24 protein-coding genes and 1 tRNA gene are annotated in these 26,279 nt (G+C 69.5%); 12 read left to right on the top strand and 13 right to left on the bottom strand.

Going from position 1 to position 26,279, the window contains the following annotated elements; translation table 11 throughout:
• The first annotated feature begins 257 nt into the window (after positions 1 to 257).
• Entirely contained in the window at positions 258 to 2,246 is a 1,989-nt protein-coding gene (gene acs, locus K933_RS01605) for an acetate--CoA ligase (protein WP_023392924.1), read from the top strand.
• A 64-nt stretch (positions 2,247 to 2,310) separates the two neighbouring features.
• On the opposite strand, the gene K933_RS01600 is transcribed toward acs, so the two are convergent.
• Entirely contained in the window at positions 2,311 to 3,063 is a 753-nt protein-coding gene (locus tag K933_RS01600; protein WP_023392923.1) for a GNAT family N-acetyltransferase, read from the bottom strand.
• 89 nt (positions 3,064 to 3,152) lie between these two features.
• Between K933_RS01600 and K933_RS01595 the strand changes: the two genes are divergently transcribed.
• Both K933_RS01595 and K933_RS01590 read left to right on the top strand, forming a co-directional pair.
• On the top strand, positions 3,153 to 3,827 hold the full coding sequence (locus K933_RS01595; protein WP_023392922.1) for a haloacid dehalogenase type II: 675 nt from the start codon (positions 3,153 to 3,155) through the stop codon (positions 3,825 to 3,827).
• An 86-nt stretch (positions 3,828 to 3,913) separates the two neighbouring features.
• A complete protein-coding gene (locus K933_RS01590) occupies positions 3,914 to 4,624 on the top strand; it encodes a thioredoxin family protein (RefSeq protein ID WP_023392921.1) in 711 nt (236 codons plus the stop codon).
• Between the two features lie 55 nt (positions 4,625 to 4,679).
• On the opposite strand, the gene K933_RS01585 is transcribed toward K933_RS01590, so the two are convergent.
• From K933_RS01585 to K933_RS01565, 5 genes are all read right to left on the bottom strand, one after another.
• Entirely contained in the window at positions 4,680 to 4,979 is a 300-nt protein-coding gene (locus K933_RS01585; protein ID WP_023392920.1) for a DUF7520 family protein, read from the bottom strand.
• A gap of 502 nt (positions 4,980 to 5,481) precedes the next feature.
• A complete protein-coding gene (locus K933_RS01580) occupies positions 5,482 to 7,227 on the bottom strand; it encodes a cbb3-type cytochrome c oxidase subunit I (RefSeq protein ID WP_049947480.1) in 1,746 nt (581 codons plus the stop codon).
• 96 nt (positions 7,228 to 7,323) lie between these two features.
• On the bottom strand, positions 7,324 to 8,133 hold the full coding sequence (locus K933_RS18510; RefSeq protein ID WP_023392918.1) for a DUF6684 family protein: 810 nt from the start codon (positions 8,131 to 8,133) through the stop codon (positions 7,324 to 7,326).
• Positions 8,134 to 8,277: 144 nt separating this feature from the next.
• Positions 8,278 to 8,655: a DUF7541 family protein gene (locus tag K933_RS01570; protein WP_023392917.1), complete on the bottom strand. Its 378-nt coding sequence runs from the start codon at positions 8,653 to 8,655 to the stop codon at positions 8,278 to 8,280.
• A 91-nt stretch (positions 8,656 to 8,746) separates the two neighbouring features.
• Positions 8,747 to 8,950: a VNG_1110C family protein gene (locus K933_RS01565; RefSeq protein ID WP_023392916.1), complete on the bottom strand. Its 204-nt coding sequence runs from the start codon at positions 8,948 to 8,950 to the stop codon at positions 8,747 to 8,749.
• A 230-nt stretch (positions 8,951 to 9,180) separates the two neighbouring features.
• Here K933_RS01565 and K933_RS01560 point away from each other — a divergent pair, with 230 nt between their 5' ends.
• Positions 9,181 to 10,290 (top strand): OBG GTPase family GTP-binding protein, encoded by a 1,110-nt coding sequence (locus tag K933_RS01560; RefSeq protein WP_023392915.1) that lies wholly within the window; start codon positions 9,181 to 9,183, stop codon positions 10,288 to 10,290.
• A gap of 194 nt (positions 10,291 to 10,484) precedes the next feature.
• Positions 10,485 to 10,796, top strand: coding sequence for a hypothetical protein (locus tag K933_RS01555; RefSeq protein WP_049947471.1), 312 nt, complete (start codon positions 10,485 to 10,487; stop codon positions 10,794 to 10,796).
• On the opposite strand, the gene K933_RS01550 is transcribed toward K933_RS01555, so the two are convergent.
• Positions 10,797 to 11,246: a hypothetical protein gene (locus tag K933_RS01550; protein ID WP_023392913.1), complete on the bottom strand. Its 450-nt coding sequence runs from the start codon at positions 11,244 to 11,246 to the stop codon at positions 10,797 to 10,799.
• Between the two features lie 113 nt (positions 11,247 to 11,359).
• Entirely contained in the window at positions 11,360 to 12,802 is a 1,443-nt protein-coding gene (locus K933_RS01545) for an MATE family efflux transporter (RefSeq protein ID WP_023392912.1), read from the bottom strand.
• Positions 12,803 to 13,014: 212 nt separating this feature from the next.
• On the opposite strand from K933_RS01545, the gene K933_RS01540 reads away from it, so the two are divergent.
• From K933_RS01540 to artA, 3 genes are all read left to right on the top strand, one after another.
• Positions 13,015 to 13,767 (top strand): VOC family protein, encoded by a 753-nt coding sequence (locus tag K933_RS01540; protein WP_023392911.1) that lies wholly within the window; start codon positions 13,015 to 13,017, stop codon positions 13,765 to 13,767.
• Positions 13,768 to 14,153: 386 nt separating this feature from the next.
• A complete protein-coding gene (locus K933_RS01535) occupies positions 14,154 to 16,757 on the top strand; it encodes a DUF7827 domain-containing protein (protein WP_080509163.1) in 2,604 nt (867 codons plus the stop codon).
• Positions 16,758 to 16,911: 154 nt separating this feature from the next.
• On the top strand, positions 16,912 to 17,925 hold the full coding sequence (gene artA, locus K933_RS01530; RefSeq protein WP_023392909.1) for an archaeosortase A: 1,014 nt from the start codon (positions 16,912 to 16,914) through the stop codon (positions 17,923 to 17,925).
• Positions 17,926 to 17,989: 64 nt separating this feature from the next.
• Here the strand turns inward: artA and dph5 are convergent, their stop codons facing one another.
• Positions 17,990 to 18,799 (bottom strand): diphthine synthase, encoded by an 810-nt coding sequence (gene dph5, locus K933_RS01525; protein WP_023392908.1) that lies wholly within the window; start codon positions 18,797 to 18,799, stop codon positions 17,990 to 17,992.
• Between the two features lie 628 nt (positions 18,800 to 19,427).
• Here dph5 and K933_RS17715 point away from each other — a divergent pair.
• The 3 genes from K933_RS17715 to K933_RS01515 all read left to right on the top strand — a co-directional run bounded on the left by K933_RS17715 (position 19,428) and on the right by K933_RS01515 (position 21,175).
• The gene (locus K933_RS17715) at positions 19,428 to 19,688 is read left to right on the top strand and encodes a hypothetical protein (RefSeq protein ID WP_152529723.1); all 261 of its coding nucleotides are present in this window, start codon (positions 19,428 to 19,430) and stop codon (positions 19,686 to 19,688) included.
• A 275-nt stretch (positions 19,689 to 19,963) separates the two neighbouring features.
• Positions 19,964 to 20,140 (top strand): hypothetical protein, encoded by a 177-nt coding sequence (locus K933_RS18210; protein WP_161631395.1) that lies wholly within the window; start codon positions 19,964 to 19,966, stop codon positions 20,138 to 20,140.
• Between the two features lie 75 nt (positions 20,141 to 20,215).
• Positions 20,216 to 21,175, top strand: a complete 960-nt coding sequence (locus K933_RS01515; RefSeq protein WP_023392905.1) for an NAD-dependent epimerase/dehydratase family protein — start codon at positions 20,216 to 20,218, stop codon at positions 21,173 to 21,175.
• A gap of 368 nt (positions 21,176 to 21,543) precedes the next feature.
• Here K933_RS01515 and K933_RS01510 read toward each other — a convergent pair.
• The 4 genes from K933_RS01510 to btuC all read right to left on the bottom strand — a co-directional run bounded on the left by K933_RS01510 (position 21,544) and on the right by btuC (position 24,900).
• A tRNA-Thr gene (locus tag K933_RS01510) sits at positions 21,544 to 21,616 on the bottom strand.
• 79 nt (positions 21,617 to 21,695) lie between these two features.
• Positions 21,696 to 22,697 (bottom strand): class I SAM-dependent methyltransferase, encoded by a 1,002-nt coding sequence (locus K933_RS01505; protein WP_023392904.1) that lies wholly within the window; start codon positions 22,695 to 22,697, stop codon positions 21,696 to 21,698.
• Positions 22,698 to 22,732: 35 nt separating this feature from the next.
• On the bottom strand, positions 22,733 to 23,797 hold the full coding sequence (locus tag K933_RS01500) for an ABC transporter ATP-binding protein (protein WP_023392903.1): 1,065 nt from the start codon (positions 23,795 to 23,797) through the stop codon (positions 22,733 to 22,735).
• Complete coding sequence (btuC, locus tag K933_RS01495) at positions 23,794 to 24,900, bottom strand: vitamin B12 ABC transporter permease BtuC (protein WP_023392902.1); 1,107 nt, start codon at positions 24,898 to 24,900, stop codon at positions 23,794 to 23,796. The genes K933_RS01500 and btuC overlap by 4 nt, the downstream gene beginning before the upstream one ends.
• 58 nt (positions 24,901 to 24,958) lie before the next feature.
• Between btuC and K933_RS01490 the strand changes: the two genes are divergently transcribed.
• Positions 24,959 to 26,279, top strand: a 1,321-nt coding sequence (locus tag K933_RS01490) for a PGF-CTERM-anchored ABC transporter substrate-binding protein (RefSeq protein ID WP_049947470.1), incomplete at its 3' end; no start/stop codon positions are given.

Below are 26,279 nucleotides of genomic sequence, written 5' to 3'. Positions count from 1 at the left end.
CGGACCGCCCCGCGGTCGAACCCCCCGGGTCGACGCTCGCGAGCGAGCGCGGACGACACCGCGGCGTCCGGCGGGCCGGGTCACACACCGCCGCCGGTCGCCGCGAACCGACGCGCACCCGGTCGGTCTGCGGCCGCCCGACTCCCCGGATGGCCGCCGAACAGCGGCGGCGAACCCCAGCGAGAATCGCAAGACGGGGCGGCGTCGCCCGGAGTTGAAAGATTTATGATGCAGGATCGGGATACCGTAGACGAGCTATGTCTGATGATAACGGGGAGCTAGAGGCACGGCTGGAGGAGCAGGAGGAGTTCGAGCCGCCGGCCGCGTTCGTCGAGCAGGCGAACGTCTCGGATTCGGACATCTACGACGAGTTCGAGGAGAACTGGCCCGACTGCTGGGAGCGGGCCGCCTCGATGCTCGACTGGACCGACGACTACGACCAAGTGCTCGACGCCGAGAACCCGCCCTTCTACGAGTGGTTCACCGGCGGCGAGTTGAACGCCTCCGCCAACTGCCTCGACCGGCACCTCGAAGAGCGCGGCGACCAGCCCGCCATCGAGTGGGTCGGCGAACCCACCGACGAGGAGAACGTCACCCTCACCTACCGCGACCTGTACGAACGGGTCAACGAGTGTGCGGCGGCGCTCCGCGAGATGGGCGTCGGCGAGGACGACGTGGTGACGATGTACATGCCGATGATCCCCCAACTCCCCGTCGCCATGCTCGCGTGCGCCCGCATCGGCGCCCCCCACAGCGTCGTCTTCGCGGGCTTCTCCGCGGAGGCGCTCGCCACCCGCATGAACGCGGCCGACTCGGAGTACCTCGTCACCTGCGACGGCTACTACCGCCGCGGCGACCCCCTCGACCACCTCTCGAAAGCAAACGAGGGGCTCGATTCCGTGGAGCACGAGACGACGACCGTCGTGGTCGACCGCCTCGGCGACGACGGCCACGGCCACGAGTTGGACGACTCCCAACACGACTGGGACGACCTGTTGGCCGACCACGAGGGCGCGGAGATAGACCCCGTCGACCGCGACGCCGAGGACATGCTGTTCTTGATGTACACGTCCGGTACCACCGGCGAACCCAAGGGGGTGAAACACACCACGGCGGGGTATCTCTCGTGGGTGACGTGGACCTCACACTCGGTGCTCGACATCAAGCCCGAGGACACGTACTTCTGTTCGGCGGACATCGGCTGGATCACCGGCCACAGCTACATCGTCTACGGGCCGCTCTCACTGGGGACGACGACGATGATGTACGAGGGGACGCCCGACCACCCCGACCGCAACCGGCTGTGGGAGATCATCGAGGAGTACGAGGCGACCCAACTGTACACGGCACCCACGGCGATCCGGTCGTTCATGAAGTGGGGCCACCAGTACCCCGACGACCACGACCTGTCGAGTCTCCGTCTGCTCGGCACCGTGGGCGAACCGATCAACCCGCGGGCGTGGAAGTGGTACTACCAGCACATCGGCGACGAGGAGTGTCCCGTCGTCGACACCTGGTGGCAGACCGAAACCGGCGGGCACATGATCACGACGCTCCCCGGGGTCGGGAAGATGAAGCCCGGGTCCGCGGGACCGGCGCTCCCCGGACTCGACGCACAGATCGTCGACACGAACGGCGAGGCGGTCGACCCGGGTCGGGCGGGTCACCTCACGGTCCAGAAGCCGTGGCCGGGGATGTTGCGGACGCTGTACAACAACGACGAACGGTTCGTCGACGAGTACTGGCGGGAGTACTCCGACACGGACTCCGAGGACATGGCCGACTGGGTGTACTTCCCCGAGGACGGCGCGAAGGTCGACGACGACGGCTACATCACGGTATTGGGTCGCGTCGACGACGTGCTCAACGTCTCGGGCCACCGCCTCGGCACCATGGAGATCGAATCGGCCATCGTCGGCGTCGAGGGCGTCGCGGAGGCGGCCGTGGTCGGCGGCGACCACGAGGTGAAAGGCGAAGCCGTCTACGCGTACGTCATCGTCGAGGACGGCCAGGCGGAGTCCGACGAGTTCCGCGACGAGATCGTCACCGCAGTCGAAGACGCGATCGGACCGATCGCACGGCCGGAAGCGGTCGTGTTCACCCCTGAACTGCCGAAGACGCGCTCGGGAAAGATCATGCGCCGGCTCCTGGAGGACATCGCCAACGGCGACGACATCGGCGACACCTCCACGCTGCGCAACCCCGAAGTCGTCGAGGACATCAAGACGACGCTCGACGAGGAGTAGCCGCCGCGGCCGTCCTCCCCGCCCCGTTCGCGTCGCCTTCCCGTTCGGGCACGGTCGGCGCCGGTCAGAGGTACGCCGCGTCCCACCGGGTGGGTTTGCGCCGGTTGTCGCACGACTCACACTGGACGCGGTCCATCGAGTCGACGCTGACGGTCAGCGACTCGCAGTTGCCGCAGGCGTAGCCGTACCGCTCGGTTCGGTCCGTGTCGAGGTACGTCGCGTAGAAGGGGGCGAGCGACGCGCGTTGCCCCTCGTCGTACGCCACGTACACCGTCGTCCCGTCGTCGCCGGTCCGCGTCTCGGTTGCCGGCCGTCCGTCGCCCCCGGGGAGTTTCGTGTACGTGCGCTCGCGGAACGCCTCGCCGCCGATGTCGACCTCGCGTTCGCGCGTCCGTTCGAACCCCTCCTCCTCGTAGAAGCCGGTGCCGCTCTCGTTCGCGACCAGGACGCGCCCCTCGATGCGGTCGACCCCCCTGTCGAGCAGGTCGGTCTCCGCCCGGCCGAGCAGGTCCGTCCCGGTCCCCCGCCCGCGGGCGTCGGGGGCGACGTGGAGCCAGTCGATGGTGCCGGTCGGCCGCTCGCCGTCGACGTAGTACGCCTGGACGAACCCCACCGCGTCGCCGTCGTCGGCAGCGACCAGGAACACCGCGTCGTCGTCCGCGAGGTCGTCGGCGAGTCCGTCCGCGTCGTACCACGACTCCACGGCGTCGTCGATCAGGTCGGCCGAGAGCACGTGGCCGTACGACGCGTCGAGCGACGCGCGCGCTACCTCGCGGATCCCGACGACGTCGTCCGTCGTGGCCGTTCGGATCTCCATACCCCCCGTTGGCGTCGAGACCCCTAAATCGTGAGGGTTGTTCACAGTGACCAAGACAGGCGTTTCCGCGTCGGTGCCCGAGCGGGACCGTGACCGAGACGCTCTGTTTCGACATGTACGGGACGCTGTGTGACACGAGCAGCGTGCGGGACGCGCTACGCCGGGAACTCGACGCGTCGGAGGCGCTCGTCGGGAAACTCGACGGAACGTGGCGGGACAAACAGCTCCAGTACTCGTATCAGGCCGCGCTGATGGACGCCTACCGGCCGTTCGGCGAGGTCACCGCGGACGCACTCGCGTACGCGCTTGACCAGTGGGGTGTGGCGACCGACGAGTCGACGCGCGGGACGCTGCTGGCCGCGTACGACCGCCTCGACCCGTATCCGGACGCCGTCGAGACGCTCGACCGACTCTCGGAGGCGGGCCACGAGGTGACCGTGCTGTCGAACGGCGACCCGGAGATGCTGTCGGCGCTCGCGTCGAACGCCGGGCTGGACGACCACCTCGACCGGATCGTCAGCGCCGACGAGGCGTCGACGTTCAAGCCGGACCCCGCGGTGTACGACGCCGCCGCCGAGCGGGCGGACCGCCCGCTCGGGGACTGTCGGCTCGTCTCGGGTAACGCGTGGGACGTGGCGGGCGCGAGCGCCGCAGGGATGGCGACGGCGTGGGTGAACCGCGGCGGCGACCCCTTCGAGCGTGTCGGGGGCGAGCCGTCGCTCGAAGTCGACGCGCTCGCGGGCGTCGCGGACGAACTCGCCTGACCCGCCCGCGTCGTTCCGCCCTGCCGCGGCCGTCGCCCCGCCACCCGTCCGTCAAGTCGAAGACCACCGAGAACGGTACCCTTCGTATGAGCCACGAGCCCGACCCCGAACGGACCCCCGACGACCCGCAGGCGCTCGTCAACCAGCTGGTCGAACTACAGGTCCTCCGCGAGCGGGCGGACGGCCAACTCCGCAGGCGACCGGAGTTCCAGCGCGCGTACGACACCTACTGTGACGTCTACCTCGACGCCGACGACGAGGAGTTCCGCGACGGCGTCGCCGACGCGTTCTGGCTCGACCCCGAGGAGGCGGAAGCGCGCATCGAGGAGTTCGGCGCCACCCGCGAGGAACTCGCCGCGTTCCTCGCGCTCCGGTCGTTCCTCGACGACGACCCCGACCAGGTCGAACTCGCGACGATGGCGAACCTCGTCGTCGGCGCGCACCCGCCGTCGCCCGTCCCCGACGTGTTGACCGAACTCGACGACGAGACGTACGAACCGTACCTCGACGCCCACCCCGACGCCGTCGTCTTCGCGTGGAAGCGCAACTGCGCGCCGTGTGACGTGATGAAGGAGGAACTCGACGACGTGCTCGCCGCCGTCCCGGACGGACACGACGTCGCCGGCGTCGACGGCGAACTCTCGGCGGGCTTCCGTTCGACGTACGAACTCACGGCCGCGCCGTCGGTGCTCTGTTTCCGCGGCGGCGAGTTGGCCGAGAGCGCCGAGGGCCGACAGCGACCGGACGACGTGGCGGCGCTCGTCGACCGGGTGTACGGCGGCGACGCCGCGGAGTAAGGCGGGACGCTCGTCGCGTCGACGGGGCGGGGTCGTCGCGTGGGGGAGCCGCGCGCTACTCGTCGACCGCGTGCGGGTCGTCCAGCCGGCGCGAGAGGTACACCACGCCCGCGAGCGGCACGCCGAGCATCGTCGCTACGGTCACGCCGCCGTACGCCGCAAAGCCGACGGGCGTCGGGGGGAGCGCGAGCACGCCGAACAGGTGCGGCGCGGTCATCCCCTCGACGAACACGCCGACCAGCGCGCCGCCGACGACGCCGACGCCGACGAGCAAGCAGTACAGCGCCACCACCAGCCGCGGTCCGTCGAAGCCGCGCTCCGCCTCCCGGCCGGGACCGCCGTCGGTGTCGCTCACGTCCCGGGTTCGGCAGGTCCGCGAATATGGCTTGCGATGGCGCCGTTCGACCGCTCCCCGCTTGCCGCTCCCGCCCGCCGGCGCGCGGCGGAGCGACGGGCCTTTGCCGTTCGGGTGCCGAGCGTCCACATGGACGACACTGACCTCCTCGGTCTCATCCTCGGCGGGGTCGCGATGTTGATGTTCACGACGGGTCTCGTCCTCGTCCTCCAGTAGCGCGGCCCGCGCTCGCCGGCTCACCGCCCCCGCTCGGGGTCGGTTCCCGCCTCCGAACGGGTCGAGTAGTCGGCCGGCGGCGAGCGGCGTGGTCCCGCCGAGCGGCTACGCGGACAGCGTGTACGGCGTCTCGCCGGCCGTCGGAACGCGGCGGGTGGACCGAAACGTGCGTCACACGAACGAACGCGCTTCACGAGCCGCGCCCGTCGCGGACCGGTGACGAGTCGGGAGGCAGAAACGAGAACGAAGACGGAACGGGAACGGGGAGCGCGTCGGGCCGGTCGGACTACTCGTCGTCGGCGTCGACTTTGCCGCCGTCGGTCACGGCGTCGCCCTCCTCGCCGCCGTCGGCGAGGGCGGTCTCGCGCCGCTGTTCGAACCAGGCCCACTCGGCCGTGTTGAGGTTCTTCTCGGCGAGGTTCCACGGGTCGCCGGAGCTGACGCGGGTGCCCTCGACCCACGAGGTGGCGATGTTGTAGACGAAGATGAGCCCGCCGACGAACAGCAGCGCGGCGCCGACGGTGGCGATCCGGTGGAGGGTGGCGAACTCCGGCAGGTACGTCGCGTACCGCCGGGGCATGCCGCCGTAGCCGAGCAACACCATCGCGAAGAACGTCAGGTTGGTGCCGACCATCCACAGCCAGAAGTGCGCCTTCGCCAGCCGGCGCTGGTACCAGCGGCCGGTGACCAGCGGGAACCAGTAGTAGATGCCCGCCATCCCGGCGAACGTGATGGCGCCCATCACGATGTAGTGGAAGTGGCCGACCACGTAGTAGGTGTCGTGGAGCACCAGGTCGACGGGGACCGACGCGAGGAACACGCCCGTCACCCCGCCGATGATGAAGTTGGAGACGAAGCCGATACAGTACAGCATCGGCGTCGTCAGCCTGAGCTTCCCGTTCCACATCGTCGTGATCCAGTTGAACGTCTTGACGGCGCTGGGGATCGCGATCGCCAGCGACACCGCCATGAAGCTCGCGCGCAGCCGCGGGTCGATCCCCGTCGAGAACATGTGGTGTGCCCAGACGCCGAACGAGAGCACGCCGATCGCGAGCGTCGAGTAGACGACGAACTTGAAGCCGAACAGTTTCCGGCCGGCGAACCGCGGGAGGACGTAGCTGACGATCCCCATCGGCGGCAACACGAGGATGTACACCTCGGGGTGGCCGAAGAACCAAAACAGGTGCTGCCAGAGGATGGGGTCGCCCCCGCCGACGACGAAGAACGTGGTGCCGAGGTTCCGGTCGAGCAGCAGCATCACCAGCGCGCTCCCCAGCAGGGGGAACGCGAACAAGATTAGTCCCGACTGGGTGAGGATCGTCCACGAGAAGATGTCGAGGTTCGCCCAGGTGACGTCCTCGGAGCGTTCGGTGAAGATGGTCGCGATGAAGTTGATCGCACCCATCGTCGCGGAGACGCCCGTGAGGTGAAGTCCCAGGAGCATCAGGTCGACGCCGACGTTCGACTGGTTACCCGCGCCGACCCCCGCCGACAGCGGGGTGTACATCGTCCACGCCGTCTGGGCGGGGATGACGTCCGGGAGGGGGAAGAAGCCCGCCCAGATGAGCAGCGCGCCCGGCGGGAGCAGCCAGAAGGCGATGGCGTTGATCCGCGGGAACGCCATGTCGTCGGCGTCGATGATCAGCGGGACCAGGTAGTTCGCGAACGCCGCGATGATCGGCGTCCCGAACAGGAACAGCATCGTGATCCCGTGGCTGGTGAGAAGCGAGTTGTAGAACGTCGCCGACCCCAGCAGGTCGAGCGAGGCGTCGTTGCTGGGGGTCCACAGTTCCGCACGCATCAACATCACCATCGTCCCGCCGACCACGAACGCTATCAGGGCGTACGTCCCGTAGAGGAGACCGATGTCCTTGTGGTCGACCGTCGTGAACCACCGGATGATCCCGGACGGTTTCTCCTGGGAGACGTAGCCGGACTCGCCCGCCGTCCCGCCGGCGCCCAGCGGGGTGTACGACCGCCAGTCCTCGACTCGAGCGAGGAAGACGGCCACGCCCAACAGGAGTGCCCCCATGAGCACCGTGAGCAGTAGTTGACCGGTTACCTGCATGGCTGATGGTTCGGGCGTGGAAGCACAAGAAAGGTTCGGGTTGCCGGCCCGGCGAAATCGCTACTCGGCGCGGCTGTCGTCGTCGGTCTCGTCGTCGCTCGGAGCCTCGCCCTCCTCGCCGACCGCCGTCTCGTCCGTCTCCTCGGAGCCGTCCTCGCCGCTCCCCGCCTCCGTCTCGGTCGGGGTTCCCGCGTCCGCGTCCTCGGTGGGCGCCTCGCCGTCGCCGTCGTCGGCCTCGGCGCCGTCGTCCGCCGAGACGTCCTTCGCCGCTTCGGTCTCCTCGGTCGCCTCGTCTTGGACCGTCCCCTCGGCCGCCTCGCCGAGTTCGGCCGCCGACTCGTCGCGGTCGGACGCCTCGCCGTCGACCTGTTCGTCGAGCGTCTCGGCCGTGTCGGCGTCCGTCTCCGTCTCCTCCTCGCCGGCGTCCTTCGGGGGGGCCGGCTCGACCGTCTCGTCCGCTCCCCGGCCGTAGTCGGCGGGCTCCTCCTCCTGTTCGGCCGTGGCGGACTCGTCGTCCTCGACCGTCTCCTCGGCGGGTTCGCTCTCGCGCTCCTCCTGTTCGACGTGACGGTCGAAGCTCGACCGCGCCTCCTCGCGGGTCGGCGCGTTGTCCATCGCCGCCTGCCCCTGGAAGAACACCTCCGAGCGCTGCTCGTCGCCCGCGATGGCCTTCCCGGAGACGTACGTCAACAGCGCCAGCGCGACGAACGGCATGAGGTGGAGCCCGAGCGTGATGAGGAAACCCAACCTGTCGAGACCGGGGAACGGCTCGGCGATCACGAACACCCCGACGAAGATGAGGATGATCACCAACGGGATGACGTTGACAGTCAGGTCGAGGAGCGTCTCCCTGTCGAAGATCTGCGCCATTGGGCGATCCTCGGACGGGCCGGGCAAAATACCTTGTTGATCCGTCCCGTTCCGCCCGTCTCGCCCGTCTCGCCCGCCGCGGGGCCTGCCTCGCCCGCCGCGGGCGGCGACCGTCGCGTCCGGCCGCCCGCGACGACGGCCCGCTCAGGCCGCCACGTCGGTGTCGAACGCGAACAGTTCGCCGCCCACGCCCACCACCAGCATGACGACGGCGGCGGCGACGGTGGCGTACCCCCGGAGGGTCAGACTCACCGTCGTCATCGGGTCGGCGTACAGCAGCGCGCCGCCGACCACGAACGTGAGCGCCGAGATGGCGACGAGCGCCCGCCACGGCGTCGACACGTACCCCGACTCGCGGAGCATGCCCGCGACGCTCCCGCCGAACAGCAGCAGTCCGCCGACCGCCAGCGGCACGAGTCCGAACAGCAGCCCCAACTCCGCGATCGGGAGTCCGAGCGCCACGAACAGCGGCCACGGGCTGACCATGCGGTACTGGTCGCTCAGCCCTGGGGTCTCGTCCATACCCCCCGTAGCCGTCGAGTCCATCAAAGACTGTCGGTGTTCCCTGGGGCGGCCGACGCTCACACGGTGCGTTCTACCGGGCCGTCCCGCCTCAGGGGACGGTCACGCCGTGCCGCGTCAGGTACTCCGAGACGGCCTTGATCTCGACCGGACTCCCGATGATGCGACAGCAGGTCCCCTCGGGCGAGAAGACGGTGACGGTGAACTCCGCCTCCAACTCTCGCTTGACGCCGGCGAGTGCGTCACACGGGACGACGATCTGCGTACTGTCTCGGAGGCGCGACGGATCCGGCATCTCGTTCGTACTCGTCTCGTAACCAGCACGACCTATAACCGTATCGAAGTACTCTCCAGGGCTTCTATCGGCCGATTTCCGGCGTATCAACCTCTCTGTCTCCGCACATCTGTCCCGAAAGTAGCTGCGGGTTTCCGCGGCCACCGCGAGCGCCGCCCGGCCCGACGGCGTCGGGCGGCCACCGCCCCGAAGGAAAGCGTTTAGGCGGCCGCACGGCGGAGACGATGGTGATGGGACTGGAGGAGGAGATCGAAGAGCTCCGCGATGAGATCGCCGAGACGCCGTACAACAAGTCGACCGAGGCGCACATCGGTCGGCTGAAGGCGAAGCTCGCGGAGAAGAAGGAGAAACTGGAGAACCAGTCCTCCGCCGGCGGCGGCCAGGGGTACGCCGTCGAGAAGACGGGCGACGCGACGGTGGCGCTCGTCGGCTTCCCCTCCGTCGGCAAGTCCACGCTGATCAACGCGATCACGAACGCGGACAGCGAGACCGGCGAGTACGAGTTCACCACGCTGAACGTCAACCCCGGCATGCTGCAGTACCGCGGCGCGAACATCCAGATCCTCGACGTACCGGGACTGATCGAGGGGGCGGCGGGCGGCCGCGGCGGCGGCAAGGAGGTGCTGTCGGTCGTCCGGACCGCGGACCTGGTCGTGTTCATGCTGTCGGTGTTCGAGATCGACCAGTACGAGCGGCTCCGCACGGAGTTGTACGCCAACAAGATCCGTCTCGACACCGACCCGCCCAACATCTCGATCCGGAAGACGCACAAGGACGGCATCCGGGTGACGATGGGCGACGACGTCTCGCTCGACGAGGGGACGGTCAAGAGCGTCCTCCGCGAGCACGGGTTCGTCAACGCCGCGGTCACCATCCCCCACGACCTCACGATCGACGAACTCATCGACGGCGTGATGGACAACCGCGAGTACGTCCCCTCGATCGTCGCGGTCAACAAGGCCGACCTGATCGACGAGGAGTACCTCCCCACCGTGAAGGAGGACCTCCGCGCGCACGACCTCGACCCGGAGGAGGTGACGTTCATCTCCGCCGTCGAGGAGAAGGGACTCGACGGTCTCCGCGACCGGATCTGGGACCGACTCGGACTCATCCGGGTGTACATGGACAAGCCCGGCCGCGGCGTCGACTACGACGAGCCGCTGGTGATCCGTCGGGGCGACACCGTCGAGGACGCCTGCGAGCGGCTGGGGGGCAACCTCAAGGACCGGTTCAAGTTCGCCCGCGTCAGCGGCGACAGCGCCAAACACGACGAACAGCAGGTCGGACTGAGCCACGAACTCGCGGACGAGGACGTGCTCCGGATCGTCGCGCGGAAGTAGGGGGGCGAGTCGTGACCACGCCTACTCCCCCGGACCCGTCCCCCCGCTCGGCCCCCGCCGGCGGTACCGAACCGTCGGAGAGCGGCCCGACCGCCCGCCGGGTCGCCCTCGCCGTCCTCCTCTGCGGTGTCGTTCCCTGGTCCGTCCAACTGCCGCCCGGGTCGCTCCCGTTCTTCCGTTTCGCGTGGGGCGGCGTGAGCCTCGCGCCCGTCCTGTTCGTCCGTCCGCTGCCGACGTACCTCGGGCTGTCGGGGTCGCCGCTGCTGTGGCGGTGGATGCTCGCGTCCGCCTGCTGGCTGGTCGCGCTCGGGTCGGCGGCGCTCGGCCGGGTCGGCCGCGAGGACGCCCGCGTGACCGCGGGGCTGCTCTCGCTCGCGGGCGCGGTCAACGCCTCGGTCGCGCTCTCGTTTCGGCCGTCGCGGCTCGCCGTCCCCGTCGGCTCGCTCGTCCTCTGGGGCGTCGCGGCGTGGCGCTACCGGGCGTGGCGCTACCGGACGGCGCGCTAATCAGCCCCCGCGGGCGACCGCGAGCACGTCCGCGTGGTACGTCTCCAGCCGCCACACGTCCCACAGGAGGTCACACAGCAGGTGGGCGTACAGCACGACCGCGAGCGCGAGCGCCGCCGCGTCGGAGACGGTCCACGCGGCGAGTACGGCGGCCGGCGCGATCAGGACGTGACTCAGCAGGCGCTGGAGCGGCCAGACGTCGCCGGCTTCGAAGATGGCCGACTGGTCGCCGACGACGAGTCGCGGGTCGTCGAGACACCGCCGCGCGTTCGCCCAGTCGCCGCGGACCAGGCGGGCGACGAGGAAGTGGTCGACGTCTATCAGCACGCCCGCGGCGGTGAGCGTTCCCCACGCGACGACCACGCCCGAGGGTGTCGACGCCAGCGGGAGCGCGGCCACGAGACCCGCGGCGACGGCCGCGGAGACGACGAGGTGGTGACGCGAGTACACACGTGTGCGTGCGCCGACGAGGTCGGAAACCGTTTTCGCGGGTCCCCGTCCCGACCCCCGTGGTCGGCGGGCGACCCGACCGTAGGTCGCGCGCCACAGTTTCGCCGTCCCGTTCAGTCGCCCGCGGCCGACTCCGGGCGGTAGCCGCGGCTGATCGACTTCCACCGCCCGGTCGAGAAGCGGTAGTAGTTGATCGCGGCGGGCACGCTCGTCTCGGCGACGAACGCGAGGTACACCCCCCAGAGACCGAGCGACGTGGTCGCGCCGAGGTAGGTGAGCGGGATGGAGACGCCGAACATCCCGAGCGCCTGGCTGTAGAACGGCCACCGCGTGTCGCCGCTGGCGTCGAGCGGACCCGCGGCGCCGCCCGACACGCCTTGGAGGACGACCGCGACGCAGGCGGCGTACACCAGCGAGACGGCGATCGGAACCACCGGGTCGGCCGGGTCGCCGACGAACTGGTGGACGATGGGGCGGGCGAAGGCGGCGACGAGCACCGCCGACACGAGGTAGGTGGCGACCGCGTAGCGGATGATATCCCTCCCGTACGCCTCAGCGGTCGCCTCGTCGCCGACGCCGAGCGACTGGCCCACCAGGCTCGACGAGGCGAGACCGAACCCCCACCCGGGGGTGTTCATCAGCCCCCAGATCCGCCGGGCGATGACGAACGCGGCGACCACGTCCGGCCCCCGGAGCGCGAGGATGGCGAGCATCGGGAACTCCGCGACGGTCCAGACCATGTTCCGTCCGAGCACCGGCAGGCCGATACCGACCAAGTCGCGGGCGGTGTCGGCGTCGAACAGCGGGCCGAACGGGTCGATCCGGACCGGGAAGGCGCCGACGCCGGGGAGGTGCCCCCGGCCCAGACCGGCCGCGAACGCGGCCGTCACGACGGCGTTCGAGAGCACGGTGCCGACCGCCGCCCCCTCGACGCCCATGTCGAGACCGAAGATGAACACGGCGTTGGCTGCGATGTTGACGACGGCGCCGCTCGCGCGGAGCAACATCGCGGTGTAGGCGTCGTCGCTCCCGACGAGCACCCGGCTCCCGACGAGGTTGAGCGCCGCGAACGGGACGCCCAGCCCCACGACCCGGAGGTAGGTCGCGCCCGCCTCGACGGCCGCGGGGGTGTCGCTGAGGAGCGCCACGAGCGGGGTCGCGAACAGCCAGAAGACGGCGGTGACGGGCAGGGTGGCGGCGACGACGACGGTCACGCTCGTGCGCACGGCGACGCCGAGTTCCTCCGTCTCGTCGGCGCCGAACCGCTGGGAGACGAGCGCGATGGTGCCCGCGGCGAGACCGGCGCCGATGGCGAACGCCAGCCCCCAGTAGGGGGCGGCGAAGCCGACGCCGGTGATGGCGACGGTGCCGGCGGCGACGCCGACCATCGCCACGTCGACGGCGTTCTTCGACATCCGGGCGACCCCGGTGACGATCCGGGGCCACGCCAGGTCGGCGGTGCGGACGGCGCGCGCCCGGTCGACGACGCCGACGCGCGCGAGGAGGAGACCGACGCCGACGATGGCGAGGCGGAACGGGTTCGGGGGCGAGAACACGTAGTGAGCGACGGTTCCGACGGAGCGGTAATGGTCGTGTCGTCTTCGGCCGTCTCACCCGGCTTTCGACCACCCCGACCGGCGTACACTATCCACCGCGTTCGCCTTACCCGGCCCGGTGGACACTCCGCGTCTCCCCGTTGGTACTTTCATCGCGCCCACGCGTCCGCGGTCGGTAGCCTTTTCGAGCGAGCGACCGAGACACCGTCCGCATGACGTACACTCTCGACCACGTGATGATGCGGGTGGAAGACGACGAGGCGGCGATAGACTGGTACACCGACCACCTCGACTACGAGGTGAAAGGCGAGATGGAGGCGGAGACGTTCACGAACTACTTCCTCGGTCCCGAGGACGTCCACGACGAGGGGGCGCTCCTCGAACTCACGTACAACCACGACGGCCGGTCGTACGAGATGGGCGACGCGTGGGGCCACATCGCGGTCCGCGTTGAGGACGTCGAGGAGGCGTACGCGGAACTGATGGACGAGGGCGTCGAGGACTACCGACCGCCCGAGGAGAACCCCGGGTACGCGTTCGTCAAGGACCCCGACGGCCACGAGATCGAGATCGTCGAGCGCGATCACGGCGCCCGGTGGTCGATCGACCACACGATGGTCCGCGTCGAGGACGCCACCGAGGCGCTCGGCTACTGGACGCGCACGTTCGAGTACCAGCCCGCCGGCCGCTGGGAGGCGGACTCGTTCGCCAACTACTTCCTGAAGCCGGAGGGAGCCGCCGAGGAGGCGATGACGATGGAACTCACGTACAACTACGACGGCCGGTCGTACGAGATGGGTGACGCGTGGGGGCACGTGGCCGCACGCGTGGACGACCTCGACGACGCGTGGGACGCGATGCTCGAACGCGACTCGGAGGACTACCGAGACCCCGAGTCGTGCGACTACAACTACGCGTTCACCAAGGACCCCGACGGCCACGAGGTCGAACTCGTCACGAAGTAGTCAAACCCGTCACGCGGTAGTCGCGCGGTCGGGTCACGCGCGTCCGACGGGCGTCCGACCGCGCGCGAGCGCTCGACCTCCGAACCGACCGACCGCCGACCCCTCCGATCGCTTTTATCTCGTGAATCGGTGACACGCCTGCACACAAAGTACTTAACCCGTGATCGACCGAGAGCCCGTCTCGCGGGCGTTTTCGGGTGTGTGAAGGGTTGTCTACCCCCGCGAATCACCACAAGACATTTATAACGAGCGGTGTTGGATTACATCGTACCCCTACCCATGGTGACAGCAGTTAGTACCCCTCGCCGAGTCCGCTTCGCGGGCGCTCTGGCTCAGGCTCGGGGGAAGGCGCTCGTCGCCGATTGCGATTGCGGATCCAACCAACCATGACAGAAAACTCAGACAAACTTCGCGCGGTGGTTCTCGCTGCGCTGATGGTGTTCTCCGTGTTCGCGGGCACCGTGGCCCTCTCCGGGTCCGCGGCCGCGATTTCGGGGAATAACCTCACCGTTGGGAACAACGAAGCTGGCGAAGAATCGTATTACCAATACAACGGCACCCTCGCAGACAGTGTCGGGACTGACACAGCGGTCGAAGAGATCACTCTCGAACTCCCGGAGACGACTATGACGGGAGCTGCGGTACAAGATCTCTCGATCGCTGGATCTACCGTTCCTGAGGGCAACTACAGCACGTCACTCACGAACAGTGACTCTACGCTCGTAATCACGTTCACTGAGACGCAAAACGTCACTAACGGCAACGACATCGGGCTCAACGTCTCGAATGTTGATAATGCTGGCTCGGCGGACACGTACACCGCTGAGTTGACCCTTCTGGACTCGTCGGATACGGAGATCGACTCGGGTACAAGTGACTACACGATTGTCGCCCCGAGCACCGAAGACGGCGCGCTCCTATTCGCCGGTCAGGAAGTTAACTACAACACGAACGGCGACGGATACAGCAATTACATCCTGCGCTCCGGTGACCCGGACGACGACGACTCCGACCAAGCACTCCGGACCCTCAACGCGGGAGAGGATGGGCTAATCTCTATCGACACGGAGTCGCTCGACACTGGTAGCTACTACATCACCGGTGACGGTAACGACGTTCTGGAGTTCGAGGTCATCGTTCAGGACTTCAGCGCCGAGTTCGACGACGACTCCGTGGGTAACACCGGTGACGTCGCGAACACGACGCTCGAATTCAGCTCGGACAACCGCGCCAGTCAGTTCGACGTTAACATCACCGAGGAGGACACGGCTCTCGACGACGACGAGCTGATGGACATCTTCGGCTCGGACGGCGCGAACGGCTCGGGTTACACCGCGGTCGACGCTGACCTCGACGACGACGAGGACGAGGACGGCATCCGCCTCCTCAACGTCGGCGACGGTGAGGAAATCGAGACGACGTTCGACGACGTCGACGCGGGCGAGTACAACTTCACCTTCCAGGTCAACGACACGGAGGTCTCGGACAGTGACAGCATCGAAGTCACCGAGACCGACGACGGCGAACTCAGCTTCAACGACTCGACGATCACCGAGGAGCAGGGTGACATCGCGGCCATCAACGTCACCTTCAACGAGGCGACCGACGAGGGTCACCTGATCATCGGTGACTTCGCCGACAGCGGTTACCAGGCGAATATCTCCGTCGTCGACGACAACGACGACGGCGTGGTGCAGGTCATGTTCAACACCTACACGGCTGGGACGGCGGACGGCGCTCCCATCGTGTGGGCCGACGGCGACGACGACGAGGCGACGCTGGAGAACCGCGACGCGGACTCGCAGACCATCGGCGATCTCCTCGATACGACCAACGACGGTTACCAGCTCGCGACGAGCACGAACACCGGAACCAGCTCCGATGCGTTCACGGAGACGCTCGAAAACCCGGACGAACTGGGTACGCTCTTCCTCGAAGAGCGTAGCACGGACAACATCACGACGTGGGTCGCTCCCGACGAGGTCTTCGACGAGTACGACGACCTCGACTCGGCTAGCGACGTGACCGAGGCCATCGAAGGTGGCTACGTCACCGAGTCCAACTCGCTCGCCGAGGGCGACGTGGCAGTCTTCCAGGTCCAGGCGTCGGGTCTGGCCGGTATCATCGAGGACAACACGAGCGACCTCCTCACGTTCTTCCAGAACGAGGATAGCGTTCCGTTCAACCTCGAAGGTCCCGACCGTGCGAACCAAGAGCAGCGCACGGTCGACCTGAGCAGCACCTCGAGCGTCGACGTCATCACGACGAACGACAACAACGTCTTCATCGTGATGGACACGACCGACGGCGGTCTCGAGTGGCAGGGCGACGCTGGTGACGTCGACGACGACACCAGCCTGACCGCCAACCTCACCGTCACGGACAACCGTCTGCTCGACTCGGACGACGCGGACGACGACCAGACGGTCGAGACGGACTTCACCAGCGTCGAACCCGACGCTGAGTTCGACGGTGACGAGCCGATCGAGGTCCCCGCGAACGAGGACGCGACCATCTCGGGCACGACGAACGTCGCACCCGGCACGGAGGTCACGGTCCGCGTTCAGAGCGACGAGGCCGAGGCTCGGTTCATCAAGACCAACGAGAGCGTCATGGTCCAGCCGGACGGTACGTTCTCGGCGATGTTCGACTTCACGGACGACGCCACGGTTGACGACACCTTCGAGGCCACCATCCGCGACTACGGTGGCGACCAGGTGAGCATCGACGGTGTCGTGGTCGAGGCGACCAACACGTCGACGTCTGCCGACACGACGACGGAGGGCGACACGACCACCTCCGAGGGTACCACGACGGAGGGCGACACGACCACCTCCGAGGGTACCACGACCATGGGCGACGAGACGACGTCCGAAGAGCCCGCCACGGAGGGCGGTGAGACGACCACGACGACGCCCGGCTTCACGGGTGTCCTCGCGCTCGTCGCGCTCATCGGCGCCGCGCTCGTCGCGCTCCGCCGCGACAACTAAGTCGAACCACGACTGACCGGCGATACCGGTCATCCGACGCGGTCCATTCTTTCGGCGTCCCGCTCTACCAGCGACGCGGCCGTCACGCCGGCCGATTCTCGCCCGGTGATTCGAGACGACAAGGGCTTTACCGCCCCGTCACCTGCACCCGGCCATGCAGTCCGCCCTCCTCAGCGCGGCCGACGCGGTCCTCGGCGCGCCGAACGTCTACTCGGACCTGTTCGCGTGGGTGGTCGTGGCGACGTTCCTGACGGGGGCCGGCATCGAGTGGGCGGCCCGCAGCGGGCGGCTCGACGGCGGGTACGGCTCGACCGCCCGGGGCGTGATGGCCGCGGGCTGGGGGCTGTTCGCCGGCTTCTGGCTGTGGATGTTCCCCCACTTCGCGTTCACCCAGAAGAGCTACGTTGAGGGTATCCTCGCGGTCGCGGCCGTCCCGGCGTGTCTGTACGCCGGGTGGCTGCTGTGGAACGGCCGCGACTCGCTGTTCGTCCTCTCGCGGGCGGTCGGCGCGATGGGCGTCGTCTACCTCCCGTTCGAGACCATCCCGGCGTTCACGCTGTTCGGCGCGGAGCTACCGGCGCCGAAACAGCTCCTGATTCGGACGGTCACGCTCCAGACGGGGTTCCTGATCGAGGCGCTCGGCTACCACCCCGAACTGGTGACGGGACCGGTGCTCGGCTACGAGAACGCCTACCGGTTCACGACCGCCGACGGCCACAGCCTCCTCTTCGAGATTCTGCTGGCGTGTACCGGGTTGGGGAGTATCGCCATCTTCGTCGGCCTGATCGTTGCCGTCCGGGCGCCGCTCGGCCGGAAACTCAGGGCGCTCGCGGTGTCGGTACCGGTCATCTGGTGTCTGAACCTCGTCCGCACCACGTTCATCGGCGTCACCTTCGGCAACCAGTACCTCCAGGTGTTCGTCGACGAGGTCCTCTTCCTGTTCGGCTCGTCGGACCCGTACATGGTCTCCTTCTTCGTCTCCGACCGCATCCTCAGTCAGGTGCTCGCGGTGGTCGCGCTCGTGGGCGTCACCTACCTCGTCGTCCGCCAGCTTCCCGAACTGCTCACGGTCGTCGAGGACGTCCTCTACGTGGTGACCGACGAGGAGTACGACCTCTCGGGGTCGCTCGACCTGCCGCGCGAGCCGCGCCGCGGGTCGGGGCTATAATCCGGTCGTCGGCGCGCTCCCCGGTCCCGATCCTAGGTCCGGATTCGCGCTCCGCTACCCCCTTTCACTCGTCGGGGAGTAGTGCGGCCGGACAGCCCGCGAGCCGTTCGAGCGCCTCGGCTTCGAGGTGGTGGAGGTCGCCGGGGACGACCAGGGTGTGCAGCGGGCCGCCGAACTCGCGGTCCGCCAGCGCCGACAGCGCGTCCGCCGCGACCACGGGGTCGGGGCTCCCCGCGCGCGCGACGACGACGCCGAGCGCGTCGGGGTCCCAGTCGTCGGCGAGCATCCCCGCGGCTTCGTCTGCGGTCATGAACTCGTCGTCCTCGCCAGCCTGCGGCCCGGCGGGCGACGACCCGGCGACCTTGATATCGAGATAGACCAGCGTGTGGAGACCGCGCTCGCGGTTCGCCTCGACGCCGTCGACGACGCTCGCCGGCACGCCGTCGGCGCCGTGGGCGTACGGGAACGGCAGCGTGACCGCCTTGCCGAACCGGTAGTTCTGTAGCCCCGTGAGCGACGAAGCGGCCGACTGGGCGGTGACGCCGTGGACCACGCGCGTGTCGACTCCGCGTTCGGCGGCGCGAACCCGCAGGTCGACGTGTGTCGTCGAGATCATCGTATCGCCCGCGGTGAGGAACGCCACCTCGTCCGTCTCGGCCGCCTCCAGAATCGTCTCGGGGTCCCGCTCGACGCCCGCCCGGTCGCGGACCTCGATATCGACGCCGTGGTGCGATTCCAGCTCCGCGACGCTCGCGCCGACGAGCCGGCTGGTGTAGAACTCCGCGAACACCCGGTCGGCCGCCCGGAGGGCGTCGCGGCCCTCGACGGTGACGGAGCGCTCGTCGTAGAGGCCGAGGCCGATGAACGTGAGCATACCGACGGTGCGGCGCGGCGGCGCTTCCCGGTTTCGCTTGGCGGTCGCCGCGGCCGGTCGGCCGGCCGTGGCTGGTCGATGACGTAGACACGTCGTGGAGACGACCGACGGATCTGGGAGTACGGCGTCAGCGAGTCGAAAGCCCGGCCGCGGGCGGCCGCCCGCCCAGAAAAGGAGCGGGCGCGCCCGGAGCCGTATGACTCCCCCTGTTGACGACCCGTCGTCACCCCACGTCGGGTCGTCACTTTCGACCAGACGAACCGGAGACAAAAGGGTACCCCTCCGTGTATCAGCCGGGAGAGGCGGGACGTCACCATTCGGTAAGTACCCGTCCGGCTTCCGGCGACCGGGGAACTTCCCCGCCCGTCGGTCGGGCGATTCACGGCGGCGTTCGTATACGACGTGGGAACCGTTCGGGTGGGCGCCCCCGACTCACCGGTCGCCGGACGAGTCACGGACGATGGGACCGGACACCGGGCGGTCGGGAGCGGAGACACACCGACGCGGCTCCGTCAGAAGCTTCGCCGCGACGCGCTGCGGGGGCGGGCTGACGAGCCTGCTCACCGAACACGACGTAGCCCGACGGTCGGCCCGAGCGTCGCGGCCGGTCGATTCGAGGGGGAGCGAGGTGGGAGAGGCGACGAGGGAACGCGACGACGACGTCCGTTCGGGGGCGCTGGGCGAACGGCACTGCGAGGAGTGCGGGCTGGTGAGACACGCCCACGCGTACATGGTCCCGGCCATCGACGACGGGTTCGCGGTCGAGGCGGTCGAACTCGCGTGCGATCACGACCTCGACCCGACCGACGAGACGATCACGACCGCGGAGAAACGCGACTTGGACGCACGCGGCGACGTCCGTCTCGAACTCCTCGGCGCCGACGAGTAGGGCGAGAGCGGTCCCGTCTCGGTCGTCTGCGCGGGACGCGAACGCACTCGCGAGGAACGGTCCGAAATTATCAGTGTCGATTCCGGAGCCGGTGGGTTTATCAGTCGTTCCGCCCCCAGATCGAGTGCCGACCGGGCACCGCCGGTCTGCAGGTGACATGCCACGGGTCGGGCGCCGCGCGACCTGATTCACCGCGCGCCCGCGCCGACCCACCTCTTACTCGCGTCGTGATCCCCTACCAGTAGCTTCATGTTCGTGGTGTCCCGCGCATGTACATGGCAATTGATGATAGAAGTGGTGGCGATGCGGGCGCCGACGCCGAAACAGTCGGAGGGACCGACCGGGAGCGGGTCGAGACCCGCGAACGGCTGGAGACGACGAAGACCGTCACCGACGAGTACGTGACGATCACGCGGCGCGTCGTCCGAGTCGACCCGAGCGCGGACGACTGAGTCGGGTCGGTCGCCGGGTTCGGGCGCGCCCGGCGGAGCGACACGTTCTCGTAGCCGGCGTCCGCGGTTGTCGGTGTGCGAATCACCCTCATCGGCGGCACCGGCCACGTCGGTACCTACCTCGTCCCGCGGCTGGTCGCCGCGGGCCACGACGTGAGCGTCGTCAGCCGCGGCGAACGCGACCCGTACCACGACGACGCCGCGTGGGAGGCGGTGGAGACGCTCACCCTCGACCGCGAGGCCGCGGAGGAGCGCGGCGAGTTCGGCGAGCGGATCCTCGACACCGACCCCGACGCGGTGATCGACCTCATCTGTTTCGACGTCGAGAGCGCGCGGTCGCTCGTCGAGTCGCTCCGCGGCGAGGTCCAGCAGTTGCTCCACTGCGGGACGATATGGGTCCACGGTCCGAGCGTCGCCGTCCCCACGACCGAGGACGAACCCCGGCGGCCGTTCGGCGACTACGGCGTCCAGAAGGCCGAGATAGAGTCGTACTTACTCGACGAGGCGCGCCGGACCGGCTTCCCGGCGACGGTGCTCCACCCGGGGCACATCTCCGGGCCGGGGTGGACGCCGATCAACCCGCAGGGGAATCTGAACCACGACGTGTTCGAGCGTCTCGCCGCGGGCGAGGAGGTGACGCTCCCGAACCTCGGGATGGAGACGCTCCACCACGTCCACGCCGACGACGTGGCGCAGGCGTTCGAGCGCGCGCTGGACAACTGGAGCGCCGCGGTGGGCGAGAGCTTCCACGTCGTCTCGCCGAAAGCGCTCACCCTCCGGGGGTACGCCGAGGCGGTGGCGGGGTGGTTCGGCGAGGAGGCGAACCTGGAGTTCCTGGGGTGGGCGGAGTGGAGAGAGACGGTGTCGGCCGAGGACGCCGAGGCGACGGAGGACCACGTCCGGCACAGCCCGAACTGTAGCATCGCGAAGGCGCGCGAGCGGTTGGGGTACGAGCCGCGGTACACGTCCGAGCGGACGCTGAAGGAGGCCGTCGACTGGTTGGTGGAGGAAGGGGAGATCGAGGTACCCGAGTGAGAACGGGTCTCGTCTCCTTCGTCGGGCGGGTCGTCCACCGTCGCACCTCACCCGCTTCTGTATAAACGAACTCACCGTACGATGCAAACGGCCCGTGGGCCGTCTGTCGGTCGCTATCGCCTACGGAATACTCGTCGGGAGGTACGTCACCGGGTAGGTCCTCCTCCGCCATCGACCCGGGTCACCGCGCGGGAACCTCGTCGGCGCTACACGGAAACTCGGAACCGACTCCGATGGGGTGGAATCGTCGCAGAAGCAAGCCGGTGGAGGGATTTGAACCACGGTCGTTCCGCTCACTTCGCTCGCTCCACTCCCTGCTTCGAATCCCTCCACAGAAGGCTCTCCACCCTCACTTCGTTCGGCAGGAGAGCCGGTGGAGGGATTTGAACCCTCGGCCTATTCCTTACGAAGGAATCGCTCTGCCAGCTGAGCTACACCGGCGCGCACCCACACCTACCCCAGTAACGAAAATAAGGATTCCGGAACCGCGGCGCCGTGCCCCCCTCTCACACTCGCTCGCTCACACTCGTTCCAGCCGCGCGTCGAGACAGACGTTCACCTCGTGGGGGGCGTACGACCGCACGACGTGCTCCGTCTCCACGGTCACGGCGTACTCGTCGCCCGCGGCCGCCCGGAGCGCCTCGGTCGCGGGTCCGAACGGGTCGTCCTCGTGTTGGATGTCGTAGACGTGGAGGGTACACGACTCGCCCGCGAGCGCCACCGCGGTGTCGAGGAAGTCGGAGGCGGTGTGCGGCAAGTTCATCACGACGCGGTCGGCCCACCCCTCGTACTCCCGCGCGGCCTCGCGTACGTCGCCCTCGACGGCGGTGAGTCGCGCTTCGACCGAGTTCCGGCGGGCGTTCTCGCGGAGGTACTCGACGGCGCGCGGGTTGAGGTCGCAGGCGACCACCTCCGCGCCGCGGGCGGCCATCGGCACCGCGAACGGACCGACGCCCGCGAACATGTCAAACGCGCGTTCGCCCGCCGCCACCTGTTCGACGACGCGGTGGCGCTCGGTGGCGAGCCGCGGCGAGAAGTACACCTCCGCGATGTCGAGGCGGAACTCGTGGCCGTACTCGCGGTGGACCGTCTCGGTGCCGTCCCCGGCGAGCACCTCCCAGTCGCGGACGCGGTACTCCCCGCGCACCTTCGACGCGCGGTTGACAACCGTCTCGCAGGGGATGTCCGACTCCACCAGCGCGTCGGCGAGTTCGCGCGCCCGCTCGGGGTCGTCCTCGTCGACGACGATCACCCGCCCGAGCCGCTCGTACGTCGGCTCGTACCCCAGGATGTCGGCGGGCGTGCGGTGCTGGCGGCGCGTCTCGGGGTCGCGTTCGACCACCGCGAACTCCGCTGGCACCGCGGCGGCGTCCGTGACGGGCAGGTAGATCCGACCGTCGTCCACCTCTATCTCGCGGTCGCCCGCGAGCAGGCCGCGGTCGGCGAGCGCCTGTCTGGTCTCCTCGCCGCGTTCGACGGGCACGCGAACGCAGGGGACGGGGTCGACACCGGAGCCGCTCATGCGTGAAGCGGCGTCCGCCCCGCGCGGCGAAAGGGCTACCGATCCGACCGGCGGTCGGCGCGGTCGGACCCGCCGTCGCCGCCGGCGTCGGTGTCGCCACCGCCGCCGCGGTCCGCCTCGACGCGCGTGCCCGCGTCGTCGCCGTTCCCGTCCCCATCGTCGCCGTCTTCGTTGTCACCGCCCCCGTCGCCGTCGTCATCGCCTCCGTCGTCGCGGTCACCGTCCCTCTCACCACCGCCCCCGTCCTCTTCGTCCCCGCTCGCGCGTTCGGCGCCCCGGGCGTCCACGCCCGCAGTCGTCCGGTCGCCCTCGCCGTCTTCGAGCGCCGTCACGAGCGGCGAGCCGACCGCGGGGTCGCGGTTGAGCGCGACCCGGACGCCGAACGCCTCGGCGAGCGCGGGGTCGCCGAGCACCGCCTCGGGGTCGCCCTCGGCGCGCACCCGCCCGTCGGCGAGTAAGATCAGTCGGTCGCAGAAGCGCGCCGCGAGGTTGAGGTCGTGGATGGCGGCGAGCGCCGCCTTCCCCGCCCCGTCCGCGCCGCCGCCCTCGACCGCGTCGCGCACCAGCCGCAGGGTCCGCACCTGGTGGTTGATGTCGAGGCTGGCGGTGGGTTCGTCGAGCAACAGCGCGGGCGTCTCCTGTGCGAGCGCGCGCGCGAACAGGACGCGCTGGCGCTCGCCGCCCGACAGCGTCGTGACGCTCCGGTCGGCGAAGCCGGCGACGCCCGCCCGCTCCATCGCCGCCCGCACCGCGTCGGCGTCGTCGCGGTCGGTCCGGCCGAACCGCGAGACGTACGGCGTCCGGCCCATCTCGACGGCCGCCTCGACGGTGAACTCGAACGAGAACGTCGCCTCCTGGGGGACGGTGGCGACGCGGCGCGCGACCGCCCGCCGGGAGAGGCCCGCCACCCGGTCGCCGTCGAGTTCCCGCTCGCCCGCCCCGGGGTCGAGCGTGCCGTTGAGCGCGCGGACCAGCGTGGTCTTCCCGGCGCCGTTCGGGCCGACCAGCCCCACCAACTCCCCGGCGTCGACCGACAGCGAGACGCCGTCGAGTACGCGCTCGCCGCCCAGCGCGACCCCGAGGTCGCGGGCGCCGATCACAGTTCGTACACCTCCCGCGTCCGCAGGAGGTAGAGGAAGAACGGCGCGCCCGCGGCGGCGGTGACGATGCCGACGGGCACCTCCGCGGCGCCCGACCGCGCGAGCGTGTCGGCGGCGACGAGGAACGACCCGCCCGCGAGCGCGCTCGTCGGCAGGAGTATCCGGTGGTCGGGGCCGACGACGAGCCTGAGCGCGTGCGGGACCACCAGCCCGACGAAGCCGATGACGCCCGAGACGGCGACGGCCGCCGCCGTCAACACCGACGACACCGCGAGCAGGCCGCGCTTGCTCCGCGCGACGTTCACCCCGAGCGCGCCCGCGTCCGACTCGCCCAACAGGAGCACGTTCAGGTCGCGCGCGTACGCGAACAGCACGACGACGAGCACCGGTACCACGAGCGCGAGGCCGGTCACGTCGCCCCACGACGCGCCGTCGAGGTGGCCCATCAGCCAGTAGACGATACGACGCATCGACTCGCCCGACCGCAACAGCAGAAACGAGACGGCGGCGCCGAGGAGCGTCTGGACCGCGACGCCCGCGAGCAGCAGCGTCGCCACGGGCGTCCGGCCGTCGCGGGTGGCGATCAGGTAGACGCCGAACCCGGCCGCGAGCGCGCCGGCGAACGCGGCGCCCTGCAGCCCCAGCCCGAACGGGAGCGCCAGCGGCGAGACGATGGCGAACACCGCGCCGACGGCGGCGCCCGACGAGACGCCGACGATGGAGGGGTCGGCCATCGGGTTGCGGAAGAACCCCTGCATCACCGTCCCGGCGGCCGCGAGCGCCGTCCCCACGAGCGCTCCGAGTAGGATCCGGGGGAGTCGCACCCGCATCACGATGGTCCGCTCGACGTCCGAGACGGGGAACGCGAACGGGTGGACGTAGCGGACGCTCACCCCGCCCGCGAGGCTCGTCACCCCGGCCCGCGCGGCGTCGGCGGTCCCGGCGTCGACGCCGACGGGGACGGCGACGGCGTTCGCCAGGACCGACAGCACCGTCCGCGCGGGGATCGACACGGGTCCGATCCCCGCGCTGACCGTCACGACGGCCGCGAGGACGGCCGCGAGGGCCGCGGAGTACCACCCGGCCCGGCGCCAGACGCGCATCGACACAACTGTCCTTGCTTTAGGTAAATACTTATTGTCCTCGGCACACGGTCGGTCCGTGAGACGATCGACAGCGGTACTCGCGGTCGTGGTGGTCGTTCTCGCGGGCGTCGCACCCGCGGTCGGAACGGCGGCGCTCGCGCCGGTAGACGGGGCGGACGGGACGAACGGCGCAACCCTCGCGGGTGAGGCGTCCCCCGCCCTCGACGGACCGGTTGCCCAGCAGGCGCGGACGGCGAACTGTACGTTCCCGGTGACGGTGACCGACGCCACCGGGACCGAAGTGACGCTCGATGAACGTCCCGAGCGGGTGACGACGCTGGGTCCGAGCGCGGCCCAGACGATGTGGGAGATCGGCGGCCGCGAGCAGGTGGTCGGCGTCACGGCGGACGCGAGCTACCTCGACGGCGCCGACGAGCGCACGAACGTCTCCGGGTCGGGACTGTACCCGAGTACGGAGACGGTGGTCGGGACGGACCCGGACCTCGTGCTCGCGCCCAACATCATCCCGAACGAGGTCGTAGCGAACATGCGTGAGGCGGACCTGACGGTGTACCGCGCGCGGATCTCGACGAGCATCGAGGACGTACGCGAGAAGACCACCCGGATCGGCCGGATCACGGGCAACTGCGCGGGCGCGGCCGAGGCGAACGCGTGGATGACCGCCAACGTCGAGGCGGCCACGGACGCCACCGCGGACCTCGACCGCCCGACCGCGCTCTACCCGCTCGGCGGGGCCTACGTCGCCAACACCGGCACGTTCATCTCCGCGATGATCGAGGCGGCGGGCGCGGACAACGCCATCGCGGACGCGAACACCAGTTCGAACATCACGGGTCCGTACCCCGAGGTGAACCCGGAGATCGTCGTCCAAATCGCCCCCGAGTACCTCGTGTTGACGGACGCGTCGGCGTACCTCACGGCCGAGTATCCGTACGCGAGCACGCCCGCCGTCGAGGCGAACAACACGGTGGTGGTGAACTCGAACTACATGAGTCAGGCCGCGCCGCGGTCGGTGGTGTACGCGGTGCGGAACCTGACGGTCGGGTTCCACCCCGACGCCGACCCGGCGTTCGTGAGCCGCGCGGAAGTCGACGTGACGGGAGAGACGCCGGAGTCAACCCCGACGCCGACGGCCGCACCGTCCGACGGCGACGGTGACGACGGTGACGACGGCGCCGACGGCGAGGTGACGACCCGGCCCACGCCGACGCCGACCGCGACGCCCGCGTCGACGCCGGCGACCGCGACGACGGCGACGACCGAGTCGTCGACCGCGACGCAGACGGCCGCGGCGACTGAGACCGACGCGGCGGCGACCGCGGCGGCCGAGCCGACGACCGCCGCCGCGACCGAAACGGCCGACGGGGCCACGACCG

Origin of the sequence: Candidatus Halobonum tyrrellensis G22 (assembly GCF_000495475.1) — an archaeon.
Taxonomy (GTDB): domain Archaea; phylum Halobacteriota; class Halobacteria; order Halobacteriales; family Haloferacaceae; genus Halobonum; species Halobonum tyrrellense.
Note: the sequence above shows the minus strand (reverse complement) of the source record. Positions and strands in the feature narration are given on the sequence as shown.